Genomic DNA, 25,265 nt, shown 5'->3' on the forward strand with positions numbered 1-25,265 from the left:
AAATATTCATACAAGAGATGCCTTCCGACATCTCTTGTCAAAGTTTTTAATGATAATGGATGTCATCATCCAGGGCAAGTGATTTCGTCTCCGGCGCCCAGGCAATGGAAACAATGGTCCCGATCAGCAGAACTATTGTCATACCAATCATAGAAGGGGTTAGTCCCATGGAATTAATTGTTACCGGCAACAGAAATGTTCCAACCGCCGAACCGATTCGGCTTATTGCAGTCACGACACCGACGCCAGATCCCCGGATTTCGGTTGGAAAGAGCTCGGCTGGATATACTAAGGTAAGATTTGAAGCGGCTGACATGACGAAGGTAAATAAACAAAAGATCGTAATAGCCACGATGTGTGAACCAGCAGGTAAAAGAGTAAGCGCAAGCAAGGATATTGTAAGGATAATAAACGTGTTAATCGTAAAGCTTCTGCGCGAATATTTCTCGGTAAACCACAGACCGGCAATCGAACCGACAAGCAGGAATAAATTTAAAATCGTGTCCATAAGGAACGTCTCTTCAAATCCCATTTTAGCTAAAATATCCGGTAGGAACGTATAAATTGCGAAGTAGGGAAGCACTTGACAGACATAGAAGAGACCGCCAAATGCCGTACGCTTCCAAAGCTGTTTTCCGAAAAGGTCTTGAAACCGGTACGTTTTGGAGGTATGCTCCAAACGCGTTTCATCAAGCTCCGCAAGTGGACCGATATGCTTCTTCACGATTTCCCTTGCTTCCTCCACACGCCCCATGCTAATGAGCCATCTTGGGGATTCAGGTGTTCCGATCCGCATTAGAAGAACGATTACTGCCGGGATAGCCGCACTGGCTAGCATCCACCGCCAGGAATCTGGGCCGGTCTTTAGCAGATAATAACCGACAATGTTGGAGACTACATAACCGACGGTCCACATGACATTTAAGAAAGAAAGTAGAAAACCTCGATGTTTTCTAGGCGCGAACTCAGCAAGCAGCGTCGACCCAATCGCGTAATCGCCACCCAAAGCAAAACCAATCAATATACGCAGGATGAACAGAATCGTAGGATCTTGTACAAAAAATTGTAAGAAAGACGCTAAAGCAATGACTACGAAGTTACCAAGGAAGATTTTCTGTCTGCCTATACGGTCGGATAATCCTCCGAGGAGCAGACTGCCGAAAAAGAGTCCGATCAACGCTGAACTTCCTATTAATCCACTCCAAATCGGGCTAAGATTCATTTGTGGACCAATCAAAGTCAGAGCCATCCCTATGATACCAAGAGCATACCCATCCGAAAAATTAGATCCAAACGTAAGCGCTGTAATTTTGAGATGAAATTTATTGAGTGGCGCGTCATCAATCTTATAAGGTTTCATGGATAGTTGTACGGACATAGCAGTAACCCCCGTTTATGAAAATCGATTTTATAAATGTCTTGACTAAGCCCTCCGGAGGCAAGTAACCACTAAACACTAGCACGATTTTGCTTTCCAATTTAGATTCAGATTGAACCGATCATAATTGATTGTTACGAATAAACGGATACATTCCATTCCTTTTCTTTGTTTCAAAGCGCTTTAAAGCGTTTTCAAATTACCAGTGTTCCTTTGAGTTATGCTGCAGTAAACAAATTATAATCGCTCATTAAGGATTGTGCTCTAGATAATAATTCGGATCACTAGCACAATATTGCTGGAAAGAAATGCAACTGGAAAGGTTTATGAAATGATTTGGAGCTGCCATAATTCATTCAGCATACCCAATTTCACAATAAAAATAACCATACAGCAGTAGCTGAATGGTTATTTTTAAAACTTCAAATCAAATCATCCTCTTTTATCATCGAGATGACGAAGTCGCCGCTTGAGCAGGAATCTCCAAGCTTGACTGCTCTTTTTTATTGCCAATGATAAGCTGGAGCAGCATCATTAGCACAACGACTATGACCATTCCGCCAAATGCCGGAACGAAGCTGCCTGTAGCATCATGTAGCCAACCAACAAAGATCGGACCCAAAGAGCCTATAACATACCCACCAGACTGGTTCATCGCTGCCCACGCACTCGCGGCTTCCGCATCACCCGTTTCTTCGAGCGGCAGCATTAAAACAATCGGGAACAATCCGCCTGCACCGATGCCGAGTAGCATGGCACAGTACCATGGATTACCGTTCATCATGAAGACAAGCAATCCTGCAAGCTGAAAAATAGCGCAGTTCAATAACCAGTACATCCGTTTAGGAAAGCGCGCAATAAGGATTGGCAGCACGAAACTGACCGGTATTTGAATAAACGTGAACAACGTTAGCATTCCCCCGGCAAATGCTTTATCGTACCCCATGCTTTCAAACGCTGGAGCCAACCAGGCTGTTAAAGAATAAAAAATGACCGCCATAAAGCCAAAGAGCAGCGTTATGATCCGTGCTCTCTTATTTTTCCATGGGAGCTTAACCCTTTCTGACGTGTTCTTTGAAGCAGTTGAATTCGAGTGCGATGCATGCACGGCCAGCCGCCACCATACTGGAAGTGCAACAATGGCGAATATAGCCCAAGATGCTAGCGAAGCGCGCCACGAATCGTGAAAAAGATGCTGAATCGGCACGGATAATCCTGAACTAAGAGCTGCCCCAATGACCATTGCTGAGGAATAAATTCCTACTAAGGAAGATGCACGATTAGCAAAATATCTTTTAATAAATCCAGATAGCAAGGGTCCGGTTATCGCAATGCCTACCCCCGCCAGAAAAGCGGTAAGCAACAACAGCAGCGAGGAAGCCGCAAAATAGCGAAGAATGGTGCCTACACCTATAAGCAATAGAGACCAAGTCAGTGTCTTCTCCAACCCCCACCGATTACTTATCTTAACGGCTATAGGCGAAAACAAACCCATGCATAGTACCGGAATTGAAGTAAGAAGGCTGGCCAAAGCCCCGTTTATTCCAAGATCTTTACGCATCGTTTCCAATAATGGAGCAATCGACGAAATGGCCGGACGTAAATTAATGGAAGCAAGAAACAATGCACATACTAAATATCCAAACCTTAATTTCATCTTGCATTTCCCCTTACACTTCATTTTAGTACGATCGAGCAGCGCTCAATTACACTAGTGTAAAAGAAAACGAATAATTGATCAATATTATCATTCCTATTATAATCATAAGAAATACTTATGATATATAGAGGTGAAACGCTTGGAATTTCGTCAATTAGAATATTTTATCGCCGTATGCGAGGAATTGCACTTCACTAGAGCTGCGGAAAAAATAGGAATCTCACAACCTGCATTAAGCCAACAAATCCGTGCGTTAGAAGATGAATTAAACATTCCTTTGTTTGACCGGATCGGCAAAAAAATCGCGATCACGGAAGCAGGCTCCATTCTTCTTGAGCAAAGCCATGTTGTCCTGCGAAGTCTGAAAAACGTCAACGAATTTATCGGTGAACTTCATAATTTGCAGAGAGGCACATTAATCGTAGGTGTATTACCCTCGGATTTGGATTACAGAATATCAAAAATGTTAATTGATTTTTACCACGAATTCCCTAAAATTAAGCTCAGAATCGTATCTTCCGTTGAAATTGTTGAACAAGTACTGGCAAATGAAGTCGATATAGGCATTGGAATCATGCCTCAGCCGGATGAACGCTTGGTACGAATTCCTCTGTGCTGTGAAGAATATGTGCTAGCGGTTTCCGAGAACCACGCTTTGGCTAGCAGTCATTCTATTGATATTGACGAGCTGCGCCATGTTGAAACCGTCATGCCTCCTAAAGGTATGATTGGTAGAGAGCTCGTTGACGATTTTTGCCGTGAGTATGGGTTTGAATTAACCACAATTATGGAAACCACCTCTCCGACTTCCATTATTAATTTAATAAGGGCAAACATTGGAGCGAGCGTCCTCCCTCTTCCTTTAATCCAATCCATTAATGAACCAGATCTGAGATGCATTCACATTTCCAAAAATGCGCCTAGCCGCAATATCGGTGTCATCTACCGATCCGATCGGTTTCTTGGTCAAGCGGCTAAAGCCTTTATTCGCAAAGTGACTGATCATTTTAGTCCGAAGTAAACGGACTCTAATCGAATTTTTAGTGCTGAAATAAGTCCCTTTGTTTCACGCACATCGCAAGGAGATCAACTTGTCAAAATCCTATAAATAAAGTACTACGTGTCTGGACAAAATAGGTAAATACAACCGAAAGGAGGAGATAGATTTGGGTCCTGACCAAACTAATCAGTTGGAACAAATCAGAAAATTACATGAAAGAATTTCAAGTACATCAATTGATTATTGGTTTAAAAATTCAAATATAAACACTTGGGAATTTTGGTTTACTTTAGGGTTATTTATTATTCCTTTAATAGCCCTTTATTTCTTAATCGACAGAAGAAAGGCTCTGCTTATCGGTTTCTTTGGTTTTAATATTCATATGTGGTTCCACTATGCTGATATCTTTTGCGTAACAAACGGACTTGTGATTTATCCTTATAAGTTAATTCCTTTTCTGCCTGCAAGCGTTTCTCTTGATACGTCTTTCATTCCAGTGACTTTCATGTTGCTTTACCAATGGACTTTAAATAATCGTAGAAATTACTACCTATATGCTACAGCATACTCTTTCTTTCTTTCCTTTTTGTTTAAACCTGCTTTGGTAACATTTGGCTTATTCCGTTTATATAAAGGAATGAATTATTTTTACATCTTCCTAATTTTTTTGGGAGTCTCTTTTTTATCCAAATGGGTTACCAACCTATTCCTGCATTTTCAACAAGAACGCCAAAAAGAGCCAACATACGGACAAAAAATTTCAATAAAAAAACTATTCCTTAAAAAAGAAAAAGCTAAATAGCAGCCTTATGACATATATAACAGATACAACAAGGATCACCCTTCGCTAATGAGCTGCTGCTCAGCGGAGAAGGTGATCCTTTTTGTTATACTTGCCTTATTCCTTTTTCTTTCAGCAGTTTCATGTAAAATCCCCCCACGACGCTGCGATGCTGGAAATTCAGCTGCCGGGCTGTAATCGTATCCGTCCAATCAGAGAAAGCTACCCGGTCCGGGGTGTCGTTTATCATTTTCCATAACGGTTCCACTAGCTTAATAAAATCGTCCCGATCAGTCGCGAGCGAAGCTGACCATATGAGCCAATCCACTTTCGTATAAGTTTCCCGGCTATCCAGCGGAGTACCGTATTCATTCCTTTGCTTCTCTATCGTCATAGACCTTCTCTGTTCTCTTCTCGGAACTCCCGTGGTGATAGACCGTTTATCTTGCGGAATAGCTTCGAAAAATAATGCAAAGACGAAAATCCGTGTTTGTCTGCGATCTCGGTGATGTTCAGATTCGAAAAGAGGAGGTCGTCCTTCGCACGATTAATCCTAAATTGGATGACATACTGAGTTGGTGGCAATCCGGTTGCATGTTTGAACAAATCAAAAAAGTAACCACGGCTTATGCGAAGCTCTCTATAATAGTTTTCCAAAGGCTGCAGATTGCCTTGTACCAGATCCTGATCCAATCGCTCGAGCAACTTGGACATACGGAGATTAGGGATATGCTCCTCTTTCAGGGCAAAAGTTAGAAAAAACTCAATAAACTGCTGGAAGCTGCTCTGAACCTTTAAGCTGCGAACGTACGTCCGTTGGTTTGTATAGTGGTTTTCGGTATAAAACTTCTCAAAAAAATCCATCCACAGCCGCAGCTTCTCAACTTTCACATGCTCTGGTAATGAATAAGGAAATGCAGGTCCGATCAGGGTAGAAACCAGTGTGGCTGTATCATAGCAGATCATGCTCGGGTGGGTGAACTCGGTCCTACGATCTATGTATGACCAATCGAAATAGCAACAGATGTGGACCATCGGGTCTTGGCTGTCGGCAACCCAATGATGGGGCTGCCCTGCTGGTATGTACACGAGAGAGCCGGCTACCGTTTCATACGTGCGACCGTTGGTGTGAATGACACCTCTTCCCTCGCTGATCAAATATAGGGAGGAGGCATAACAAATCCGATTGTTGCTAGCCTGTCCTTTGGAGAATGGGTACCGGGTTGCATAGTACACATAAGGATGTAAGTCGGCGAAATCCATCCATGATCACCACCTTATTCGAAAAAAATTAAAATGTAATTGATATGACGATTGTACAAATAATTGACGATTTTGCAAATACAAAATAAACCGAATACTGTAGTATTTCTAAGTAAGGACGAAGATTTCTAAGGAGGATTTAACATGTTAGATACCAAGTATTTGTTGACAGATGAGCAAATGATGCAATTTATTACCAAAGGATATCTTGTACTTCAGAACGACATGCCTCATCAACTTCATTTGAGCATCATGAACCAGATCAATCATGTTATGCATAATGAAGGCAACCCCGGCAACAACATTCTGCCACGTGTTCCGGACATTCAGCAGCTGTTCGATACGCCGATCGTCAAGGGAGCCTTAAGCAGTGTACTTGGTTCAGACTATTACATGCATCCACATCGCCACTGTCATTACAACCAACCGGGAAATCAGACGCCTGGTGGCGGAAAATGGCACAAAGACGGCTATTGGTCTTCCATGCGCAGCCATCGACCGTGGTGGGCGATGATTTTCTATTACACCCACGATATTACCGAAGATTTAGGGCCTACTGCGATCATGCCAGGCACCCAATACTACGAAAAATTTCTCGGCGACCAAGGTGAGACGCTGCTGCCTACAGGCAAGGCGGGTACTATGGTACTCGTGCATTTCGACTTGTGGCATAGAGCTTCGCTTAATGTATCAGAACTAGATCGTTATATGCTTAAATTTCAATTTCTCAGATTGAGCGCACCGGAGTTTCCGAGCTGGAATCATCAAAGCAGGGAGATGATTGTGCCGGAAGGAACACCCGCTACTCATTTGAATTTATGGCAAGACGTATGGGATTGGTTACTCGGAGAACCTACGACAAAGCAGGTTGGCACGACAACGACCGAGGAGCGATTGTTGGCATTACGACAAGAGCTTGAGTCAGAGAACCCGACCGAACGCGGGCGGGCAGCGGACGAATTGGGACGCATCGGAGCAGAAGCAGCTTCTTGTGCTCCCTCGCTAGCGCTTTTATTAAACGATCAAGTGGAAACGACCGCTTTGAATGCAGCCTATGCGCTTGGGCAACTTGGAACTCAAGGGATCGACATGCTGATCAAGCAAATAACGGAGGGGTCGAGCATGACAGCAGAACGGGCCGCATATGGCTTGCAAGGAGCTGGCATTGAGGCGATTCCCGAGCTTCTCCGTGTTTTGAAGCATGAGGATGAGAAGCGAAGAGCTTTGGCGGTTTTCGTGCTCGGGATGATAGGATCTGCCGAAGATGAAGTGGTGCCGTCGCTTATCTCAAGCTTGCAGGATCAGAGCGAATGGGTTCGCAGGAATGCGGTTGAATCATTAGGTATGCTCAAGAATGCTGGTGAACAGGTTGTTTCGGCATTAGCGAAAGTATTGAAGGATTCTCTACGATGCAAAACTGACGATGCTTCAGAATCAAATCATACGGATTCGAAAAAGTCGTATGTAGGCGATCAGACATACATTACCAATAAAGTCGGATATACTGCAGCACTTTCACTGCTGCGCACTGGTAAGACTGGCGACGTGAAAGATGCTGTCCACTCCTTGGAGCAAGCGCTTTACAGCAAGGACCGTTACGTTAGAGCTTATGCTGCGGAAACACTCACCCATCTGCGAACGGAGGAAGCGGTCGATATCTTGATTCGATATTACCGCACTTCCCGCTGGTGTCCGGATACAAGTAAAGTCAGTACTTTTTAAGGTACGCCATAATAACTCAGCACGAACGCTAGGCTGTCCTATACGTAGGTAATGAACTGTGACCCCTTTTGAGGACACATAAAAGAAAAACCTTTTCGTTCAGCAACTTCGATGGGCTACAGTGATTACCAATGTTGTAATTTCTACAACAATTCACATGTCTAAAGGCTATTTTGCGAGTAAAAGTTGTAGTTTGTGCAACATTTCGAACCCATTTTTCGCGAAATAGCCTGTAAGGGGCTAAATTGTTGTACATTATGCAACATCGAAGGGATAGAGGTGAGATCTAGGCAGAATTGTTGCACTTCCTACAACATCATTCGACCGATTCATTCTTTCACTCATTCACACCTTATTTCCCCCTACTCCAACCATTTCACACATGTAAGCCTCAACCTTCCTTATTCATTGATTAATAACGTAAAAAGACCCGAGAGAAGTCACTTTTTTCAAAGTGTCCATCTTTCGGGTCATAGTTCATAAATTTACTTAAGGACAGCCCTTTAAGTTCATTTGACCTTATGCAACATTCGAATCGTATTCAGCATGAAAATGAATACTTCCATTGGAAATTTTCCAATGGAATTGGCTTCAAGGTTGTTAATTCCCTACTTCCACTGGATTTCATCCAATGGAAGTAGCCCACTAATTTATTAATACTTCGATAAACCACCTGTACTCCCCGTTAGCTTCGACAATGGCCGCTTCGTTTTGTCGTATCGCATGGGCAAGATCATCCATCTTTCCTGTCGCAGGCTCGATTGCAAAATGATAATGGCCGCCATATCCACCATAATTAGCCCAAATTGCTAGATAAGGCACTTGTTCCGGAGGGAACCGGATCGTTACCGCTTCGCCTGTCGCAGGATCACTAAGCTGGGCCCAGCCATGCTTAACCTTATTTGCGAAATAGTATTTTTCCGCAAATTCCCCTTCCGCTGTTTCGATCATACTAAGATCTACGCGACCGTTTTCCGTTCGAATGAGAGGCCAGGGTTTCCTGTCCTGAAAGACGCCAAGACGTTGCCGTTCAGAATAAGAGACTTCAATTTCTATCATGTCGTTCGGAACGTTCAATATCATACCTTCTCGGACTTGAAATAATGGATGAGCTGCCCAAAGAAAGGAAAATGGTGATAAGGAAAGATTCTTCAAGTTATAATCGATACGCAAGGTATCTTCAGCAGCAAAAGAATACACCTTTTCCAACGTATACGGAAAATGCACACCATTCACTCGGCAATATAGCTCATCTCCCACACATTGACTGCTCCATTCCGAGGACCATACTTCCCCATGGTCTGGAATCATCTGGTTCTGCCACGGTTTTTCCGGATAGAAGCACTTATTAATGCTTGGAAACATTTCATCCCATCCGCTCTCGTCTCCAGTCGCAAAGGATGAGCCAAAGCCTGTGTTTCCAAGCGGTTTACCGCTTCTCCAGAGCCACTCTCGGTTTGTCTTTCGATTCACTAGTGAGGCTACCTTACTGCCGAGACTTGGAATCACGCTTAACGAGATGCTGTTTGTTTGTCCAACCCAAGTTAAATAGCCTTCACTTTCGATTTGTGTCCAACTTCCCAAGTCTACCCCTCACTTCACCTGCTTATTTGCACAAACGGAGGTGCGTACATGCCCCTTGGTGATTTTTATCTAAACGAAGCACTTCTTCCAACTGCAATTTGGCTTGTTCAAGCTTGCCGATTCCTATGAAACCGAGCGCCATCATGTAGTTGCAGTGGATTTCGTTACGCATGTTTAGATCGTCCTCGAACACAAGGAAATCCGGCAGCGAGACAGCGAAATAATCGAATTTCACTTGATCGAAAATATGCTTTTCAGCATAGTCAATGAGTTTGTTGAATCGGCGCTTAGCCTCTTTTTCATTTAGCAGCTTCAACCATGCCAAGCCTTGATAAAAAATCATATCCGGCGGCTGATCATTGTAGTACATCGCACTGGCAGGCTCATCCAAACCTAAGGACGCCTTCTCAAAAAACGCAATCGCGTTATCCGTCATGTTCAAACCTTCAAAAGCACAGCCTAAATAGTAAAAGATTTGGTTATCTTGCGCGCCGGCAAGCTTTCCTTCACCGAGGTTTTCAGGAAAATGAAGCGCTTTTTGCAAAAGTTCAAGCGCTTGCTTGTATTGAGCTTCATCTAATGCGCATTTGGCCAACTCTACATGTGAATAAATGTACTGGCCGGTTACCTTACCCTCCCCGCCTTCCCAGGGATGAAACTTACGATTGGCCAGAGCCTCTGCAGCCTGCTCGTGTTTGCCTTGAGCATTGAGCAGTGTAACGTATTCCAAATAGAGATCGTCGCGCTGAACGACTAAAGCCTTGTGCTTTTCAAGTTTTTCAAAACGATTCTCCGGCGAGTAACTCAGCTTTTTGTAAAGCTGATCAAGCTCATAAAACACCCTTGCATCATTCTGCTGGCATTCAAACGCTGTTTCCAAGGACACAAGCGCTGCTTGAGCGTTACCGCGTTTATTGAAATAGGCCAGTGCTAAGTTGCGGTGAACGGTTGCGAAATCGCCGCGAATATCTCGGGACGATTCCCAATGGCAGATTGCATCCTCGTAGCGTCTTTTGTCATACAGCAAGTTACCAAGATAGTAATGCGCTTTATCGTCATTGTCATTGAAGGCAATGGCGCTTTCCAAAATAAGCAAGTCGAACCAACTGTTTGGGAAGCAATAATCCGGCGCCGCTGCATTTCCTTGTTGCCGATGTTTCGCTGCGACTTCCGGGTAGCCCGCTTTCTCATGTAAGTAACCAAGTGTGTAGTGCAGCATCGGGTATGCATCCATGCTCTCGTTCTGAACGATTCGATTCATCACTTCAATCGCCTCGGCATATAAACCGCACCCGGCATAGTCCGATACGAGGTTCAAGTAATTATGAGCATCGCCGCGCATGAGCAGGACTAACTCTCCAAGCACACGATCGGCGCTTTCTTGATCACCTAGGGCTAAATTCACTAGATAGCATTCGTTATATGCTCCAAAATCAGCAATATCAAGCTTAATTGTTTCTTGGGCAAAAGCGAGCGCGTCCTCGATGAATCCTAATTTGCGCAGCAACACCGTTTTCAAGTGACGTGCCTTATAGTTATGCGCATTGCGGATGAGTGAACGCTCGACCAATTCTAGCGCCTCTTCATAAGTTCCTTTCTCGCAGGCGATCTGAGCGAGCGAGAAGTAGCCGCTGTCCTGCCAAGCTGCAGACCAGACCGCTTTATAAAAGGCAGCGAACGCTTCATCCAAACGACCCTGCAGTTTTAGAGATACACCCAACTGGTAGTAGGCTTCGCTGTCGTACGGATTCGGGTTACGCCACGTAAGCGACTTCACCGCCGTGCGGAAATGTCCTTCGGCCTCGCGGAACAAACAGCGGCGGAGCAGCAGCGTTCCATACGCGACATTGATTCGGATATCGTTCGGATCGCGCTTGAGCCCCTCCAAATAATAATCGTCCGGCTCGAACGTTGCATGGCGGTATTGTTCCAGGTGCAGTCCAGCCAAATATAGCTGCTCGTTCGTAATCAGCTCCTGCGGTTCTTGAAGCGGCTTGGCCGCATCTGGCACCTGTTCAATCGAAGGTTTAATTGGACGATAGGATACGAGCAAATTGCCTTTTTGATCCCAAACTTGCACCAACAAATCATGCGGTTTATGTGCTTCATCAAGTATAATCACCGATTTATACGTTGAGACTGGTGATAATTCAAGCTTTTCCTTTAAATAGGTGCGCTTACGGCTTTTTAGCTCCACAACAGCATCCGGGAAAACCGAAGTTGCATAAACATGGACAACAGCTTCACGGGTTGCTTCGTCGATTTCAAGGTTAACTGCGGCATCGATTGTAGCATTTTTGACGACCCCAATATTTTTGTAAGGCATGAAGTACTGCTTAAAGGATTTCTCTTCATAGGGCTGCAGCCAAGTAAAATCGGGTTGATTGTCGGTATAAACACCGGTCATCAATTCGATATAAGGCCCGTCTTCGTCGGTCAGATTGCGGTCCCATGCTTGCCCGAATTCACCGTTCCCCCACGTCCACTGCTTCTTCCCTGGGGAAATATGGTGGTTAGCGACGTGCAAAAGCCCTGCCTGTACGCCGTGATCATAACCCCCGACGAAGTTGTAATCGGATTTGTACGCCATATAAGAAGTTGGAACTGGAATGTTCTTGTACCGCGAGATATCAACGCCGGCGGAATAGTCCATTTTGTAGTACGTGCCGGTTGCAATCGGGAATCGGGACACATCCCGCTTGCCGTGATCGAATACAGCAGTCACATCCTGCGGAAATACGGATTGCGTGTGTTCGTTAACGGCAACCGCGGGATTCGCCCACCACAGGAAGGTTTGCGGTTCTGGCGTACGGTTGTAAAGCTGCGCCGAGATTTCCAAGTACGCCTTACCTGGATACAACGTAAAACCGGCGGTTACCTTCGTGCCGTACATGCGATCAATTTCGCTCACCCACGCCGTTGCGCTGCCATCCTCGTTCACCGTGAAGCGATATTCTACGGGGCCGAATGTGTTGGGACGATGATGCTGCGGCCAGTTGAACTCGATACCTCCTGAGATCCACGGTCCGGCGAGGCCAACAAGCGCAGGCTTGATCACTCTATTGTAATAAACGAAATCGTAATGATTCGTTTTGTCCAGCGCGCGATAGATCCGTCCTCCGAGCTCCGGCATCATTTCAATTCGAACATATTCGTTTTCAAGAATAACAAGTCGATAGCTTTTCATCACTTTCTCGTCTTCTATTTTATCAATGACAGGATGCGGATAGACGCGGCCGGAGCTGCCTTGATATACTCGTTTTTCCAAGAACATTGGATTTGGATTGGGTACTCCGATTCCGTAAGTAGGAATTTCAACTGCTTCTTCCCATACTCGAACCGCTTGAACGTTATGCTGAGCCATTGAATCTGTCTTATCATTCCTCATTGGATGACCTCCTGCTAGATTATATATCTAATTTACTTCTAGGAGTTTGTTCTGCCAATTGACGAAATGCGGTTTATGATGGATGATATTCTTATTTCAACTAGAGGTGTGAGATTTATGGAAACGATTATGAAGCCAGAGGGCTTCCAAGAGGAATTACTTCATGTCATGCCCGAATATATTTTGAAAGAATTAGAGCAATCTCAATTGACCAAGCACCTATATATCAGCGATATCGGCGTATTTCCGCGGGCCCAGTACCATTATCGGGAACGTTCTGACGGCTGCAACGCCCATATTGTTATCTATTGTACAGATGGCGAAGGATGGATCGAGCTTGAAAATCGGAAGCCCCTGCAATTAACCGCGCGGCATTTGGCCATCATACCTGCAGGCATACCGCACCGTTACGGAGCATCTTCCCATTTACCCTGGAGTATTCACTGGTTTCATTTGCATGGCGATCATGCCGCTCCATTAATTAAAATGTACAATTTGTACGAGAGCTCCATTTATCTGCCACATAACATAAACGCAAAGTTTCTGACGGAATTCGAACACTGCTATGAATTGCTTTCGAATAAGGCGTATTCTATGGCGATACAAGTTCATGTTTCCAATGTGTTTCGGGAGATTTTGAGCGATATTGGAATGAGTTCAGCGGGGTCTACGCAAGACAAAAAAAGGGAGAACTATATGGAAAGCGCCATCCGGTACATGAACGACCATTTGGAGGTTTCCATTACACTCTCCGATTTAGCCAAGCATACTGGGGTATCCAAACAGCATTTGATTTTCTTATTCAAGAAGGAAATCGGTTTTCCGCCAGTGGAGTACTTTTTACGTCTCAAAATACAAAAAGCGAGCCAAATGCTCGACTTGACCGCCCTCACGATCAAGGAAATCGGAAACGCAATCGGCATATCCGATGCCTACTACTTTTCCAGACTCTTTAAAAAAATGATGGGGGTTTCCCCAACAGAATATCGCAAAATTCCGAAGGGGTAACGATGAACCAACGAGACCCTACATAATTGTGCACGATATGTCGGATGGATACATTCAATTCCTGCTATTCTTTTGATAAAGGAGGTCAGTAAATGGATTTGCTTAAAAACATGAATGGGGCTTTAAAGTACATGGAAGAAAATCTTTCGAACGATATTGATTTTAAAGAAGTAGCAAGAAGGGCTTTCTGCTCCGAATACCATTTTAAAAGGATGTTTTCCTTCCTTGCTGGTATTTCGCTATCGGAATATATCCGCCGCAGACGCCTTACTCTTGCAGCATTTGAGCTTAAAGGCAGCAGCGTAAAGGTCATTGACATTGCAGTGAAATACGGGTACAACTCACCAGATTCTTTTGCAAGAGCTTTTCAAAATTTGCATGGTATCGCACCGTCAGAAGCCAGAATTAATGGCCATTCACTTAAAGCCTACCCACCAATGACCTTCCAGTTATCCATCAAAGGAGGAAATGAAATGATCTATCGAATTGAAGAAAAAGAGGCATTTCGCATTGTTGGAATTAAGAAAAGAGTACCTATCCAATTCAACGGGGTAAATCCGGAGATTGCGTCTATGTGGAAAAGTTTAGATAGCGAAACGATCAATAACCTTAAAATTCTTTCTAATGTTGAGCCTATGGGACTGCTTAGTGCATCCACAAACTTTTCTGAAGGCAGGATGGAGGAAAAAGGGGAGTTTGATCACTATATTGGCGTAGCAACAACGAATGAGTGTCCTGATAACTTAACTCAACTTGATGTTTCTGCCTCAATATGGGCTGTATTCGAAGCAATCGGACCATTTCCTGATACACTGCAAACTGTATGGGGACGCATTTATTCCGAGTGGTTTCCATCCTCAAACTATGAAGCAATAGAAGGTCCAGAAATCCTTTGGAATGAGAACAAAGATGTAACCTCACCAACTTTTAAAAGTGAAATATGGATACCGATTTTGAAAAAGTAAAAACGGAGCCCGCGTGGCTCCATTTATTTTGCGCCCCCTACTATTTCTCGAGACTGTTTAAGAAAATGACCGGTTCCGCCTTTAGCGCATTGAGTTTTATAAAGGCTTTTATTCAATTATAAGTGCATATACAATACCCGGACCATGAACTCCGATGGTTAAATCATTCTCAATATCAGCGGAACGACTGGGGCCAGAGATAAAATGAATACCTGCAGGCATGTCCGTCATTTCCAAATCATCGAAAGGCCGGAGCACTTCACCCAAACTTGTCTTTAGTCGCTCCACAGGTATGATAGCGATAAGCGTTGTGGGCAGCAAGCTGACACTTCTCCCCCTAGTCGGGGCTGAAGTAATAACAAGCGAACCTGTATAAGCAATTGCATGCTCAGCCGCTATAACGCCAATGTCGGCTCCTGCGGCGATAGCGATGAGTTCATCTTTGCCATCGCAATTAACTCCGAAAGCATTCCAAACCGTGACGTCAATTTCTTTATCCGTAAGTGCGGTGCTAAGAGACTCCAGCTCGGGTTGATCCTGGATGATCAAGTGCTTTGCTTGTGTCTCTTCAATGAAATGTTCAATAAAGGATTCGGCTTCAGCCATTCCTATCAATCGTTTGGCATGGCCACCAGCCTTGTGCCAGTTCGACATAAATAATTGTATTCGTCCTTCAAGAGGCAGATCCACCAGATCCCAAAATTCAGGAGCCCCCTTCATGCTGTGTACTGGAGCTGTTTGCAAAGGCTTTGCTCTTCCGAGCCGTGCAGCAATATTTTCGAAAAATGATGCCTGGTCCTTGCGTGCTTTTACTTCTAGCTTCTGGAGAAAAGACATATCTGATTTAGCCATGATGATTTCCTCCTTCCTCTTTACGAGCAGCCACAAGCCTCTCCATTCGTGCTTTCATCACCAAATCAAGCTCAGGCAATGTGCCTTCCAATCTCTGCTCAATGTCCTTCCAAGATTCTCGGAACGTCTTCTTAGCTAGGCTTGGTGCATAACGATACGAATTCCAACCTTTTAATGGGCCAACCCTGGCTTTAATATGTCCGTCACGAACCAACAATTTCTGGCCAATTCGTCCAAGTTTAATTAGCGCTTTAACTCGCTTGGCATCTGACATCAACAAGTTAAAGCCTTTCATTCCGGCTTTTTCCACGAGATTGGTCGCCCCGCTCTCCACTTTACGCTGACGCAAGTAAACCAGCATATCGTGCAGCGGAATCTTCACTGGACATGCCTCATAACAGGCCCCGCAAAGGCTCGACGCACTTGCGATGTCATCCCATTGGTCGACATTTTTATTTAGTGCAGGTGTCAGTACAGCACCTATGGGTCCGCTATACACACCGCCGTAAGCATGACCTCCAATATGTCGGTACACCGGACAAGCGTTAAGGCAGGCGCCGCAGCGAATACAATTAAGCAGTTCTTGGAATTGTGGATCTCCGAGCTGCAAGGAACGTCCATTATCCAAGATGATGACGTGCATTTCTTCCGGACCATCCCCATCTTGCTCACGCTTGGGTCCCGATATGACAGACATATATACCGTTAGCTTTTGACCAGTAGCTGAACGAGGGAGTAGTGTCGCCATCACTTCTAGATCGTCCAAGGTGGGGATGATTCGCTCCATACCCATAAATGTAATTTGCGTTTTAGGGATGGTGCTCACCATTCGGGCGTTCCCTTCATTTTCGAAAAGTACGATCGAACCGGTCTCTGCGATGGCAAAGTTGCAACCCGTCATGCCGATATCGGCTTCGAGAAATTTCTCTCGCAGCTTTCTGCGTACATAACCAGCCAATATTCCGGTTTCAGGTGCGAGCTTCTCCCCTGCATCCTCAGAGAGCAGCTCGGCGATCTGATACCGATTCTTATGAATGGCCGGAATAATAATATGCGAAGGCGTTTCGCCAGCAAGTTGGATAATATATTCGCCAAGGTCCGTCTCGATCGCCTCGACCCCTATTTGCTCAAGTGCGTGGTTGATATGCAATTCCTCAGACACCATCGACTTGGACTTTACGACACTCTTGGCTTTCTTGTGCTCAGCGATTTGCATCGTCAAACGAACAGCATCAGCTGCATCAGAAGCGAAGTGTACGTGAACGCCTTGAGCTCTTGCATTTTCTACAAATCGAGCTAAGTAGTAGTCTAAGTGAGCAATCGTATGCAGACGAATCTGCCTACCGCGCTCCCGCCACTCCTCCCAGTTCCCATGTTCTTCTGTTGCAGCCAGCTTCCCTTTCTTGAGCCGCTCGGTCGTGAATTTCACGGCATTCCGCAAGAAATCATTATTCAGAGCGACTTTCGATCTTTCTTTGACGGACCCACTTACTTTAGGCTGGTCGTTTCCTACGGAAACTGCTCGCCTATGCATCCTATGTTCGCTCATGCGCCAGCTTCACTCCTTCAGCCAGTAATTCCGCTAAATGCATGACCCTCACGGGTTTTCCACGGTATGATAAATTTCCAGCAATGTTCATCAAGCATCCCATATCCAGACCCACCAGCACTTCTGCTTCCGTCTCCAATACATGATCGGATTTCTCGGACACCATCGCACCGGAAATTTCACACATTTTCACAGCAAACGTGCCCCCAAATCCGCAGCAATCCTCTGCATGCGGGAGTGGTACCAATTCCATGTCACGAACATGCTGCATAAGCAGCTTTGGCTCCTCTTTTACGCCTAATAACCGACTACCGTGACAAGACGGGTGATAGGTAACTTTATGAGGAAACATAGCTCCCAAGTCGGAAACACCCAGTACTTGAACGAGGAACTGCGTAAATTCGTACGTTTTCTCAACAAGACGGTTCGCCTTAGCTAAATTCACAGGATCATGCTCAAAAAGCTTCGGATAATAATGATGAATCATGCTCGTACATGATCCAGATGGCGATATGACAAAATCACTGTCATCAAAAGCCTCAAATAGTGTTAATGCCGCACCCCTCGCTTCATCCCAGTAACCGCTATTGAAAGCTGGCTGACCGCAGCATGTCTGTACATTTGGAAAATCCAATCTCACTCCGTATCGAGCCAAAAGTTGAACCATTGACTCGCCAACACCGGGATATACAAGGTCGCTTAAGCATGTGATGAATAAAGAAACTTTCATGAGATCTTATCCCTTCTGTTAATCACATCACGCCATTCTCCTGCACCTATCGAAAGCTCTAAATGCCATTCAAAGGATGCTTTTGCCGGTATCATTTGTGCAGTCCCATTACTGACTGCCATTTCAAGTGAATCGTAATATCCTATACTCGGCTCCAATGCACAAGTAACCCGATCATTGAACATACCTTCGTCCATCCAAACGCCTAAGTAGGGGACCTTGTTTTGTGGGACTGTAACGATCAAAAAGTTGCCGCTTTCTACACCGTATAACCCTGACCAACCTACCGGCACTTGACCACCGTAATAAAACTTTCTCGCATCCCCTGTAACCGCTGGGGAAAGCAGCGATACATCATCCCAAGCATACAATTTCCCAGTCTTAAGGGTATGACCTTCGTACACACATAGCATCTCCTCCATGGATTCCGGAAGTAGAATACGTGTTGGTTCCGTGACAGTGAATTGTGGATGCGGCACCCACAAAAATGGTATCGGTTGGTCACTATCATTGTCAGCACGATAATCCAGCCGTACACGATCCGCAGAAGGGAATGAAATTCGTCTCGTGAACCGACATGGAAACTGCAGACTCTGGACCGAGCAAACTACCTCGTTCTCTTCGATCTTATACGCCCAAGGAAGCGCCCAAAGCTCACCATGGTCGGGTAAGTTAATGTCCTTATCCATTCCTGATTTACACGCATTAATCGTCGGAAAACATTCATCCCAACCGCTCATATCCCAATCTGTGAAGGTGGATCCGTGTATCGGCTTTTGTAAGGAACGGTGACCTGAGTCCAGCATCCATTCCTTACCTGTTGGCTTATAAACGATAGAAACCAATTTCCCTCCGAGTTCAGGTACCATTTCAATGCTGATCTGTTTACTTTCGATTGTTATGGAAAAGAAGCTTTTATAGGTTCCCGTGGTTACGTGGACCATATTCTCTTTCTTCATAAGCACATGACACGATGAATGCGCGATCCAGAATGGTTAGGTTCCAGACGAAGCGCATTCTCAAATTGATCTTTGGCCAGCTCCAAATTACCTAAACCGAGATGCCCGAGTCCCATCATGTATCGGCAGTGAACTTCATTCCGCACGTTCAGATCGTCCTCGAAAACCAGGAAGTCCGGCAACGAAACCGCGAAATAGTCGAACTTCACTTCGTCGAACAAGTGCTTCTCCGCGTAATCAATTAGCTTATTGAAGCGACGCTTCGCTTCCTTGTCATTGCCTAGTGCAAGCCAGGCCATCCCTTGATAGAAAATCATATCAGGCGGTTGATCGTTGTAATACATCGCGCTAGCCGGCTCCTCCAATCCTTGGGAAGCAATAATGAAGCATTCTTGTGCTTGTTTAGCCTCCTCTAAGCCTTTATGAGCGAGTCCGAGATAGTAATAGACATTGTTCTCTTGCGCACCCGACAGCTTACCTTCTCCTAAATTATCTGGATAGACAAGCGCTTGCCGTAATAGGGTGACTGCCTCTTCAAATCGTTCTTCGGCCAAAGCTCGCTTAGCCAGCTCGATATGGGCAAAAACATGCTGCCCCGTCACTTTGCCCTCACCACCTTCCCAAGGGTGGAAATTGCGTGCATGCAGTGCTTGAGCTGCTTTCAAGTGATAACCTTGCGCATTCAGCAGGGTAATGTACTCCACGAAGAGATCGTCGCGTTTGTTAACCAAAGCTTGATGTTCCTCAAGCTTCCCGCAGCGAATCTCATCCTTATAACCAAGCTTTTTATACAATTGATCAAGCTCATAGAAGACGCGTGCATCATCCGGGCTGCAAGCAAGAGCATTCTCCATGGCAATAAGCGCTGATGCTGCATCTCTGCGTTTGTTGAAATATGCAAGAGACAGATTCCGATGTACCGTCGCGAAATCATCTCGTAAAGAACGCGAAGCTTCCCAGTGGATAATCGCAGCTTCGTGTCTTCGTTTGTCGTAATACCAATTTCCCAGGTAATAATGTGCTTTATCATCCTTAGAATCGGCCTTAATGACACTTGTCAGCACTTGCAAATCGAATAAATTATTGGGGAAACAATAATCTGATTTAGCTGCATTTCCTGCCTTTCTGTGGAGCTGAGCAAGTTCCAAATCTCCTGCTTTCTCATGCAGATAGCCCAAGGTGTAATGGACCATAGGGTAGACTTCTGACGAATCGTGACCTTCCACGATGCGATTCAACAATTCAATCGCTTCCTCGACTAACCCACAGTTGGCATAATCGGATGCTAGGTTCAAATAATTATGAGCATCTCCGCGCATGAGTCGCACTAGCTCCGCTTTCGCTTCGCTAGCAGTTACTTGATCCCCTTGTGCTGCAAGCGTAAGGAATCGTTCGTTGGCTGAACCGAAATCAGCGATATCAAGCAGCAGTGTCTCCTGCGAGTAGACTAATGCTTCCTGCAGCTGACCCAGCTTGCGAAGAAGCGCAGCTTTCAAGTGCCTTGCTCTGTAATTACGGGAATTGCGAATGAGAGAACGCTCAACCAGTTCCAACGCTTCTCCGCAAGCACCCTTCTCACATGCAATTTGTGCCAACGTGAAGAAGCCAGCATCCTGCCAAGCCGCGGACCACGTCGATTTGTATAGCGCTGCGAAAGCCGCTTCCAGTTGTCCTTGCCCTTTAAGCGCAATCCCTAACTGATAGAGAGCTTCACTGTCATAAGGATTTGGATTCCGCCAAGTAAGTGACTTTATTGCCGTACGGAAGTAACCTTCTGCCTCGGTAAATAACCCGCGGCGCAGCAAGAGTGTACCGTACGCCACGTTAATGCGGCTATCGCTTGGATCTCGCTTTAATCCTTCCAGATAATAGGCTTCTGGCTCGAACGTTGCATGACGATACTGCTCTAGATGCAAACCAGCGAGGTACAGCTGCTCATTTGTCTTCAGCTCCTCAGGTGACTGCAGCGGCTTGGCTGCATCCGGCACCTGCTCGATCGATGGCTTCGCAGGCTGATAGGCAATGAGTAGGGTGCCATTTGCATCCCGAACTGTCAGCTTCAAGTCATGTGGTTGATCGTTATCATCAAGTGTAATCACAGACTTGAACGTTTGGGTTGGCGACAGCTCGATGACTTCCTTCACATACGTACGGCTGCGCCCTTTTAGCTCCACGACAGCGCCTTCAAACAAAGAGGTCGCATATGCAAGTACGACAGCTTCTCGCGTCTTCTCGTCAACTTCCAAGTTGACGGCAGCATCGATGGATGCATTTTTGACGACGCCAATATTTTTGTATGGCATGAAATACTGTTTGAACGATTTCTCTTCATACGGCTGCAGCCACGTGAAATCCGGTTGGTTGTCGGTGTAGACGCCGGTCATGAGCTCGATGTAAGGACCGTCCTCATCCGTCAGGTTGCGATCCCATGCTTGCCCGAATTCACCGTTCCCCCACGTCCATTGTTTCTTACCTGGTGAAACATGATGGTTCGCCACGTGCAACAATCCGGCTTGAACGCCATGATCATAACCACCGACGAAATTATAGTCGGATTTATAAGCCATATATGAAGTAGGTACGGGAATATTTTTGTAGCGTGAAATATCAACACCAGCGGAGTAGTCCATTTTGTAATACGTTCCCGTTGCGATTGGAAACCTGGAAACATCACGTTTACCGTGGTCGAAAACAGCCGTTACATCTGGCGGAAATACGGATTGCGTATGATCGTTTACCGCAACAGCTGGGTTTGCCCACCAGAGGAATGTCTGTGGTTCCGGTGTTCGATTATACAGCTGTGCGGAAATTTCCAAATAGGCTTTGCCCGGATATAGTGTGAAACCAGCAGTAACTTTCGTCCCATACATGCGGTCGATCTCACTCACCCATACGGTAGCACTTCCGTCTTCATTTTCGGTGAGCTTGTATTCAACAGGACCATACGTATTCGGACGGTGATGCTGTGGCCAGTTAAACTCGATACCGCCAGAGATCCAAGGACCAGCTAAGCCAACCAGCGCCGGTTTAATAACGCGATTGTAATAGACGAAATCGTAATCATTCGTTTTGTCTAACGCACGGTAAATGCGTCCGCCTAGCTCAGGCATGATCTCGATGCGAACATATTCGTTTTCCAGAATCACCATCCGATAGGACTGCGGTTTCTTCTCATCTTCAATTTTATCGATAACCGGATGCGGATATACCTTACCGGAGCTTCCTTGATAGACACGCTTCTCTAGAAACATCGGATTGCGATCTGGTTCTCCGATGCCATAAGTCGGAATCAAAGTCTCTTCTTCCCAAATGCGAACTTGCTGACTCACAATCATCACTCCCTTATCTTATTGTCTCTACTTTACCTTGACAGAAGCCAATCGCCAATTGACAAAATGCTTAATGTAATGGATTATATTCTTATTCAGATGGGAGGCTCATAATTGGATAACACTAGGAAACCAGAAGGCTTTGAAGAAGAGAAATTATTTGTGCTGCCCGATTACATGCAAACAGAACTATCCCGCTCAGAGCTAACGCGTGATTTATTCATTAGCGATATTGGATTTTTCCCGCGTGCCCGTCATCATTACCGGGAACGCCCTGAAGGGAGCGACTCCCATATTTTCATTTTTTGCTCAGACGGAGAAGGCTGGATCGAGTTAGATCAGCATAAAACATTCCCTTTGACCCAGAATCACCTAGCTGTCATTCCTGCCAAAACACCGCATCGATATGGAGCATCCTCAAATGCTCCATGGAGTATTTACTGGTTTCATCTTCAAGGCGACCACGCTGCCGCTTTTATCCGCATGTATGACATGGATGCCGGCCCACTCCATCTACCGATTGGCGCACAGACCGATTTCAAAGATGTTTTTGATAAGTGCTATGCCCTTCTATCTGACAAAACCTATTCGTTGCCGATCCATACGCACGTATCGCAGTCTATTCGGCAGCTGATTAGCGGCATAGGCATTAGCGCTGGTGGCACAGCAAAAGACAAAAAAAGAGAGCAATATCTCGAACTCGCCATCCGGTACATGAGTGATCGTTTGGAGGATTCGATTAAGCTCCCTGAATTGGCCAAGCACACGGGTTTGTCGAAACAGCATCTCATTTTGTTATTCAATGAAGAGACCGGATTCCCGCCGATTGAGTACTTCTTGCGTATGAAAATTCAGAGGGCTGCCCAAATGCTCAGTTTAACAGGTCTGACGATCAAAGAAGTTGCTGCATCCATCGGGATCACGGATCCTTATTACTTTTCAAGATTATTTAAAAAAATGACCGGTTCTGCCCCTAGTGCCTATCGGAATGTTCCGAAGGGGTAAGGTCTTTCTCCATTGAGAAATGAAGCGTAATTGCCTTCTTCGCATCCTTACGAATCCATTGTACGAGACGATAGTTGCCATTTCGATTCGGCATCAACCCAGGAAGAAGCTCTAGTTCTACATCGTCTGATTTATCTTCAGGTTGAATCACATAGCTGACATTGGAGTAGGAGATAACAAGCTTATTTCCATCCAGACGAATAACACTCTCATCTGTTCCGTTTGATACGAGTACCGGAACCGTTACACCAATCGCGGATAATTCAGTCTCCTCTGCCGCTTCCACTGACCACGACGTGGACACACCTTCTTGTGCAATCCGATATGATTCTGTAATGGCCGTAACGCCTTCAATCCCTGGCCTTGGAAGCATATCAGCTACGCCTCGCCTATAGGCTGGATGAAGATCATCATCTGGTGTACGTAAATCCATATCGTTTAAAAGCTGCAGTCCCGTTGAGTTGTAACGTAGTTGGAAGGAAAGCGTCTCTTGATCTACAGCCACTTTGTCAAGATGAGCCTGCCAATGCAGCTTCTCAGGTTTGACTGGTGCACCTTCCTCATTCAATGATGCAAATGTTTCATGCTTTCTTCTGCCATAGCCCGCAAGCCTATGCCAGACGCCGTGCCCATCCCTCCAAGTCAGACCGATAGCTGCTGGTGTATGCGGGCGTGGAATGGTTTGTTTGGCCACAAAATAATTCAAATGAATATTGCCGCTCAAACCAGGTATCCCCATCGAAAGAGCTGTTTCCTCTGGATATTCTGCTTTATGCAGCCTCACCCAACCGGTTGCATCATGTCCCATTTGCGCAGCCGTATCCATCGTTACATGATAACCACCTTGCTTCGGCCCCGTTGTTGCATAGATCCGATGAAAGGATTCAATCGGCACCACATACCCGCCTATATCCGAAGGAACAGCCTTTTCAGGAATGCTTTCGTCCGCACTTTCAAAGCACGAAGCAGCGATTTGCGCAGCATATAAACTGTACGTCGAATAATAAGCGTAAAATTCCCAACCATTTCGAAGTTCGCTCTCGAACCGATTCTTCAACAACCGGAATTCGGCGGGATCTTCGATCCAGCGCATAATCGATTGCAGCGCTTTGCGTGCAGCGCGCTTGAAGATACCAGCCCATGCTAGATCTCCTTCCTTCGCATAGCGCGCGGCTTCACGTTCACAGAGATTGGCAAAGGTCAAATCATTCCAAATGATTTGGTTACTCCTGCCTCCAGAGCTCGTCCCCCCTGTTGTAGATTGCATAAACAGCATCGTTTGGGCACCTTTGCGCAGCTGTGACTCCAGGAATACCTTCCATTCGCCGTTATATCCGGCATCGATTAATCCGCTGAGCTGCTGACGCGCCGCCAAATCATAGGCAGTTGGGAGATTCGGGTCGCGATAAAGCCCTTCCCGCGTGAAACGTGTCATTTGCGGCTTCAAATACTTATCGATGAAAGCCATCGAGTTCGTGAACCCTTCACTATGCCTCATCATTTCACCATGCATGGCATAGGTAGCCCAGTTACGAATGGTACGAATATCAGGGAAATTCCGAACCGTTTGACAATAATAGGATTCTGGCTCAACGGTGGATAAATTTATTTTCCAAGCATCGCTCCTCTTCGTATCGACCATCGGTTTCAGAAGTTGATAGGCCCGAACCAGCATGTATGTCGTGAAATCAGCGTGATCGTCAGGAACTCTATTCTCGCCTAAACAGGTGCAAGCCCAATCCATCGCAAGCAAAATCTGTTCTTCTAAATCCTTGCAGCGACCATTCGCTTTAAGAATCGCCCCAGCTTTGGCAAAAGAAGCGGTAGCATATTCATGCTCTTTCCCATCGCTAGGATCCAAGATCCCTCCGTTTTCACTTTGAAAGAGAACAAATTGACGAACTCGCGCTTCGGCAAAATCCAAATATATGTCACGAGATAACCCGGTTTCTTCAAAATTATCTTGCTTACTTTCTTGTTTAAACCTATCGATGTAGGGTTGAATAGGATTGGGTCCCGTTAAAATTTCTAGATAATCCATTTCATCTGTGGAAAACATGCTGCACCTCCTAAAATAGATGAACCTGGACTG

18 protein-coding genes are annotated in these 25,265 nt (G+C 45.5%); 6 read left to right on the forward strand and 12 right to left on the reverse strand.

All coding sequences use genetic code 11. The annotated features are described in order from the left end of the window. Positions 1 to 46: 46 nt before the first annotated feature. Entirely contained in the window at positions 47 to 1,378 is a 1,332-nt protein-coding gene (locus GC098_RS11290) for an MFS transporter (protein WP_171643261.1), read from the reverse strand. Positions 1,379 to 1,823: 445 nt separating this feature from the next. Then, positions 1,824 to 3,035 carry an MFS transporter gene (locus GC098_RS11295; RefSeq protein WP_171643262.1) on the reverse strand — a complete coding sequence of 404 codons (1,212 nt, stop codon included), beginning with the start codon at positions 3,033 to 3,035 and terminating at the stop codon, positions 1,824 to 1,826. A gap of 133 nt (positions 3,036 to 3,168) precedes the next feature. Between GC098_RS11295 and GC098_RS11300 the strand changes: the two genes are divergently transcribed. Together GC098_RS11300 and GC098_RS11305 are read left to right on the forward strand one after the other, a co-directional pair. Further along, on the forward strand, positions 3,169 to 4,059 hold the full coding sequence (locus tag GC098_RS11300) for a LysR family transcriptional regulator (protein WP_312880062.1): 891 nt from the start codon (positions 3,169 to 3,171) through the stop codon (positions 4,057 to 4,059). A gap of 145 nt (positions 4,060 to 4,204) precedes the next feature. Further along, complete coding sequence (locus GC098_RS11305; RefSeq protein WP_216625238.1) at positions 4,205 to 4,840, forward strand: CBO0543 family protein; 636 nt, start codon at positions 4,205 to 4,207, stop codon at positions 4,838 to 4,840. Positions 4,841 to 4,925: 85 nt separating this feature from the next. Here GC098_RS11305 and GC098_RS11310 read toward each other — a convergent pair whose 3' ends face one another. Together GC098_RS11310 and GC098_RS11315 are read right to left on the reverse strand one after the other, a co-directional pair. Beyond that, positions 4,926 to 5,213: a DUF1793 domain-containing protein gene (locus GC098_RS11310; RefSeq protein WP_171643263.1), complete on the reverse strand. Its 288-nt coding sequence runs from the start codon at positions 5,211 to 5,213 to the stop codon at positions 4,926 to 4,928. Next, positions 5,210 to 6,082: an AraC family transcriptional regulator gene (locus GC098_RS11315; protein WP_171643264.1), complete on the reverse strand. Its 873-nt coding sequence runs from the start codon at positions 6,080 to 6,082 to the stop codon at positions 5,210 to 5,212. The genes GC098_RS11310 and GC098_RS11315 overlap by 4 nt, the downstream gene beginning before the upstream one ends. A gap of 144 nt (positions 6,083 to 6,226) precedes the next feature. Between GC098_RS11315 and GC098_RS11320 the strand changes: the two genes are divergently transcribed. After that, positions 6,227 to 7,804 (forward strand): HEAT repeat domain-containing protein, encoded by a 1,578-nt coding sequence (locus GC098_RS11320; RefSeq protein ID WP_171643265.1) that lies wholly within the window; start codon positions 6,227 to 6,229, stop codon positions 7,802 to 7,804. Positions 7,805 to 8,449: 645 nt separating this feature from the next. Here GC098_RS11320 and GC098_RS11325 read toward each other — a convergent pair. Both GC098_RS11325 and GC098_RS11330 read right to left on the reverse strand, forming a co-directional pair. Next, positions 8,450 to 9,388, reverse strand: a complete 939-nt coding sequence (locus GC098_RS11325; protein ID WP_171643266.1) for an aldose epimerase family protein — start codon at positions 9,386 to 9,388, stop codon at positions 8,450 to 8,452. Between the two features lie 22 nt (positions 9,389 to 9,410). Continuing rightward, positions 9,411 to 12,776: a DUF5107 domain-containing protein gene (locus GC098_RS11330; RefSeq protein ID WP_246358553.1), complete on the reverse strand. Its 3,366-nt coding sequence runs from the start codon at positions 12,774 to 12,776 to the stop codon at positions 9,411 to 9,413. A gap of 117 nt (positions 12,777 to 12,893) precedes the next feature. On the opposite strand from GC098_RS11330, the gene GC098_RS11335 reads away from it, so the two are divergent. Beyond that, positions 12,894 to 13,784, forward strand: coding sequence for an AraC family transcriptional regulator (locus GC098_RS11335; protein ID WP_171643267.1), 891 nt, complete (start codon positions 12,894 to 12,896; stop codon positions 13,782 to 13,784). Between the two features lie 92 nt (positions 13,785 to 13,876). Continuing rightward, on the forward strand, positions 13,877 to 14,749 hold the full coding sequence (locus GC098_RS11340) for an AraC family transcriptional regulator (RefSeq protein WP_171643268.1): 873 nt from the start codon (positions 13,877 to 13,879) through the stop codon (positions 14,747 to 14,749). Positions 14,750 to 14,857: 108 nt separating this feature from the next. On the opposite strand, the gene GC098_RS11345 is transcribed toward GC098_RS11340, so the two are convergent. Genes GC098_RS11345 through GC098_RS11365 form a run of 5 tightly spaced genes read right to left on the reverse strand, consistent with a single transcriptional unit; the run spans position 14,858 to position 22,174 of the window. Further along, the gene (locus tag GC098_RS11345) at positions 14,858 to 15,601 is read right to left on the reverse strand and encodes a LutC/YkgG family protein (RefSeq protein ID WP_171643269.1); all 744 of its coding nucleotides are present in this window, start codon (positions 15,599 to 15,601) and stop codon (positions 14,858 to 14,860) included. Beyond that, on the reverse strand, positions 15,594 to 17,135 hold the full coding sequence (locus tag GC098_RS11350) for a LutB/LldF family L-lactate oxidation iron-sulfur protein (RefSeq protein WP_171643316.1): 1,542 nt from the start codon (positions 17,133 to 17,135) through the stop codon (positions 15,594 to 15,596). Before GC098_RS11350 ends, GC098_RS11345 begins: the two co-directional genes overlap by 8 nt. A gap of 1 nt (position 17,136) precedes the next feature. Then, positions 17,137 to 17,880, reverse strand: a complete 744-nt coding sequence (locus GC098_RS11355) for a (Fe-S)-binding protein (RefSeq protein ID WP_171643270.1) — start codon at positions 17,878 to 17,880, stop codon at positions 17,137 to 17,139. Continuing rightward, positions 17,877 to 18,839, reverse strand: a complete 963-nt coding sequence (locus GC098_RS11360) for an aldose epimerase family protein (protein WP_171643271.1) — start codon at positions 18,837 to 18,839, stop codon at positions 17,877 to 17,879. Before GC098_RS11360 ends, GC098_RS11355 begins: the two co-directional genes overlap by 4 nt. Further along, entirely contained in the window at positions 18,836 to 22,174 is a 3,339-nt protein-coding gene (locus GC098_RS11365; RefSeq protein ID WP_171643272.1) for a DUF5107 domain-containing protein, read from the reverse strand. Before GC098_RS11365 ends, GC098_RS11360 begins: the two co-directional genes overlap by 4 nt. A gap of 108 nt (positions 22,175 to 22,282) precedes the next feature. Between GC098_RS11365 and GC098_RS11370 the strand changes: the two genes are divergently transcribed. Continuing rightward, positions 22,283 to 23,173: an AraC family transcriptional regulator gene (locus tag GC098_RS11370; RefSeq protein ID WP_171643273.1), complete on the forward strand. Its 891-nt coding sequence runs from the start codon at positions 22,283 to 22,285 to the stop codon at positions 23,171 to 23,173. On the opposite strand, the gene GC098_RS11375 is transcribed toward GC098_RS11370, so the two are convergent. Continuing rightward, on the reverse strand, positions 23,142 to 25,232 hold the full coding sequence (locus GC098_RS11375; protein WP_171643274.1) for a hypothetical protein: 2,091 nt from the start codon (positions 25,230 to 25,232) through the stop codon (positions 23,142 to 23,144). The genes GC098_RS11370 and GC098_RS11375 overlap by 32 nt on opposite strands. Positions 25,233 to 25,265: the final 33 nt, after the last annotated feature.

Source organism: Paenibacillus phytorum (assembly GCF_013141715.1).
GTDB classification, from domain to species: domain Bacteria; phylum Bacillota; class Bacilli; order Paenibacillales; family NBRC-103111; genus Paenibacillus_E; species Paenibacillus_E phytorum.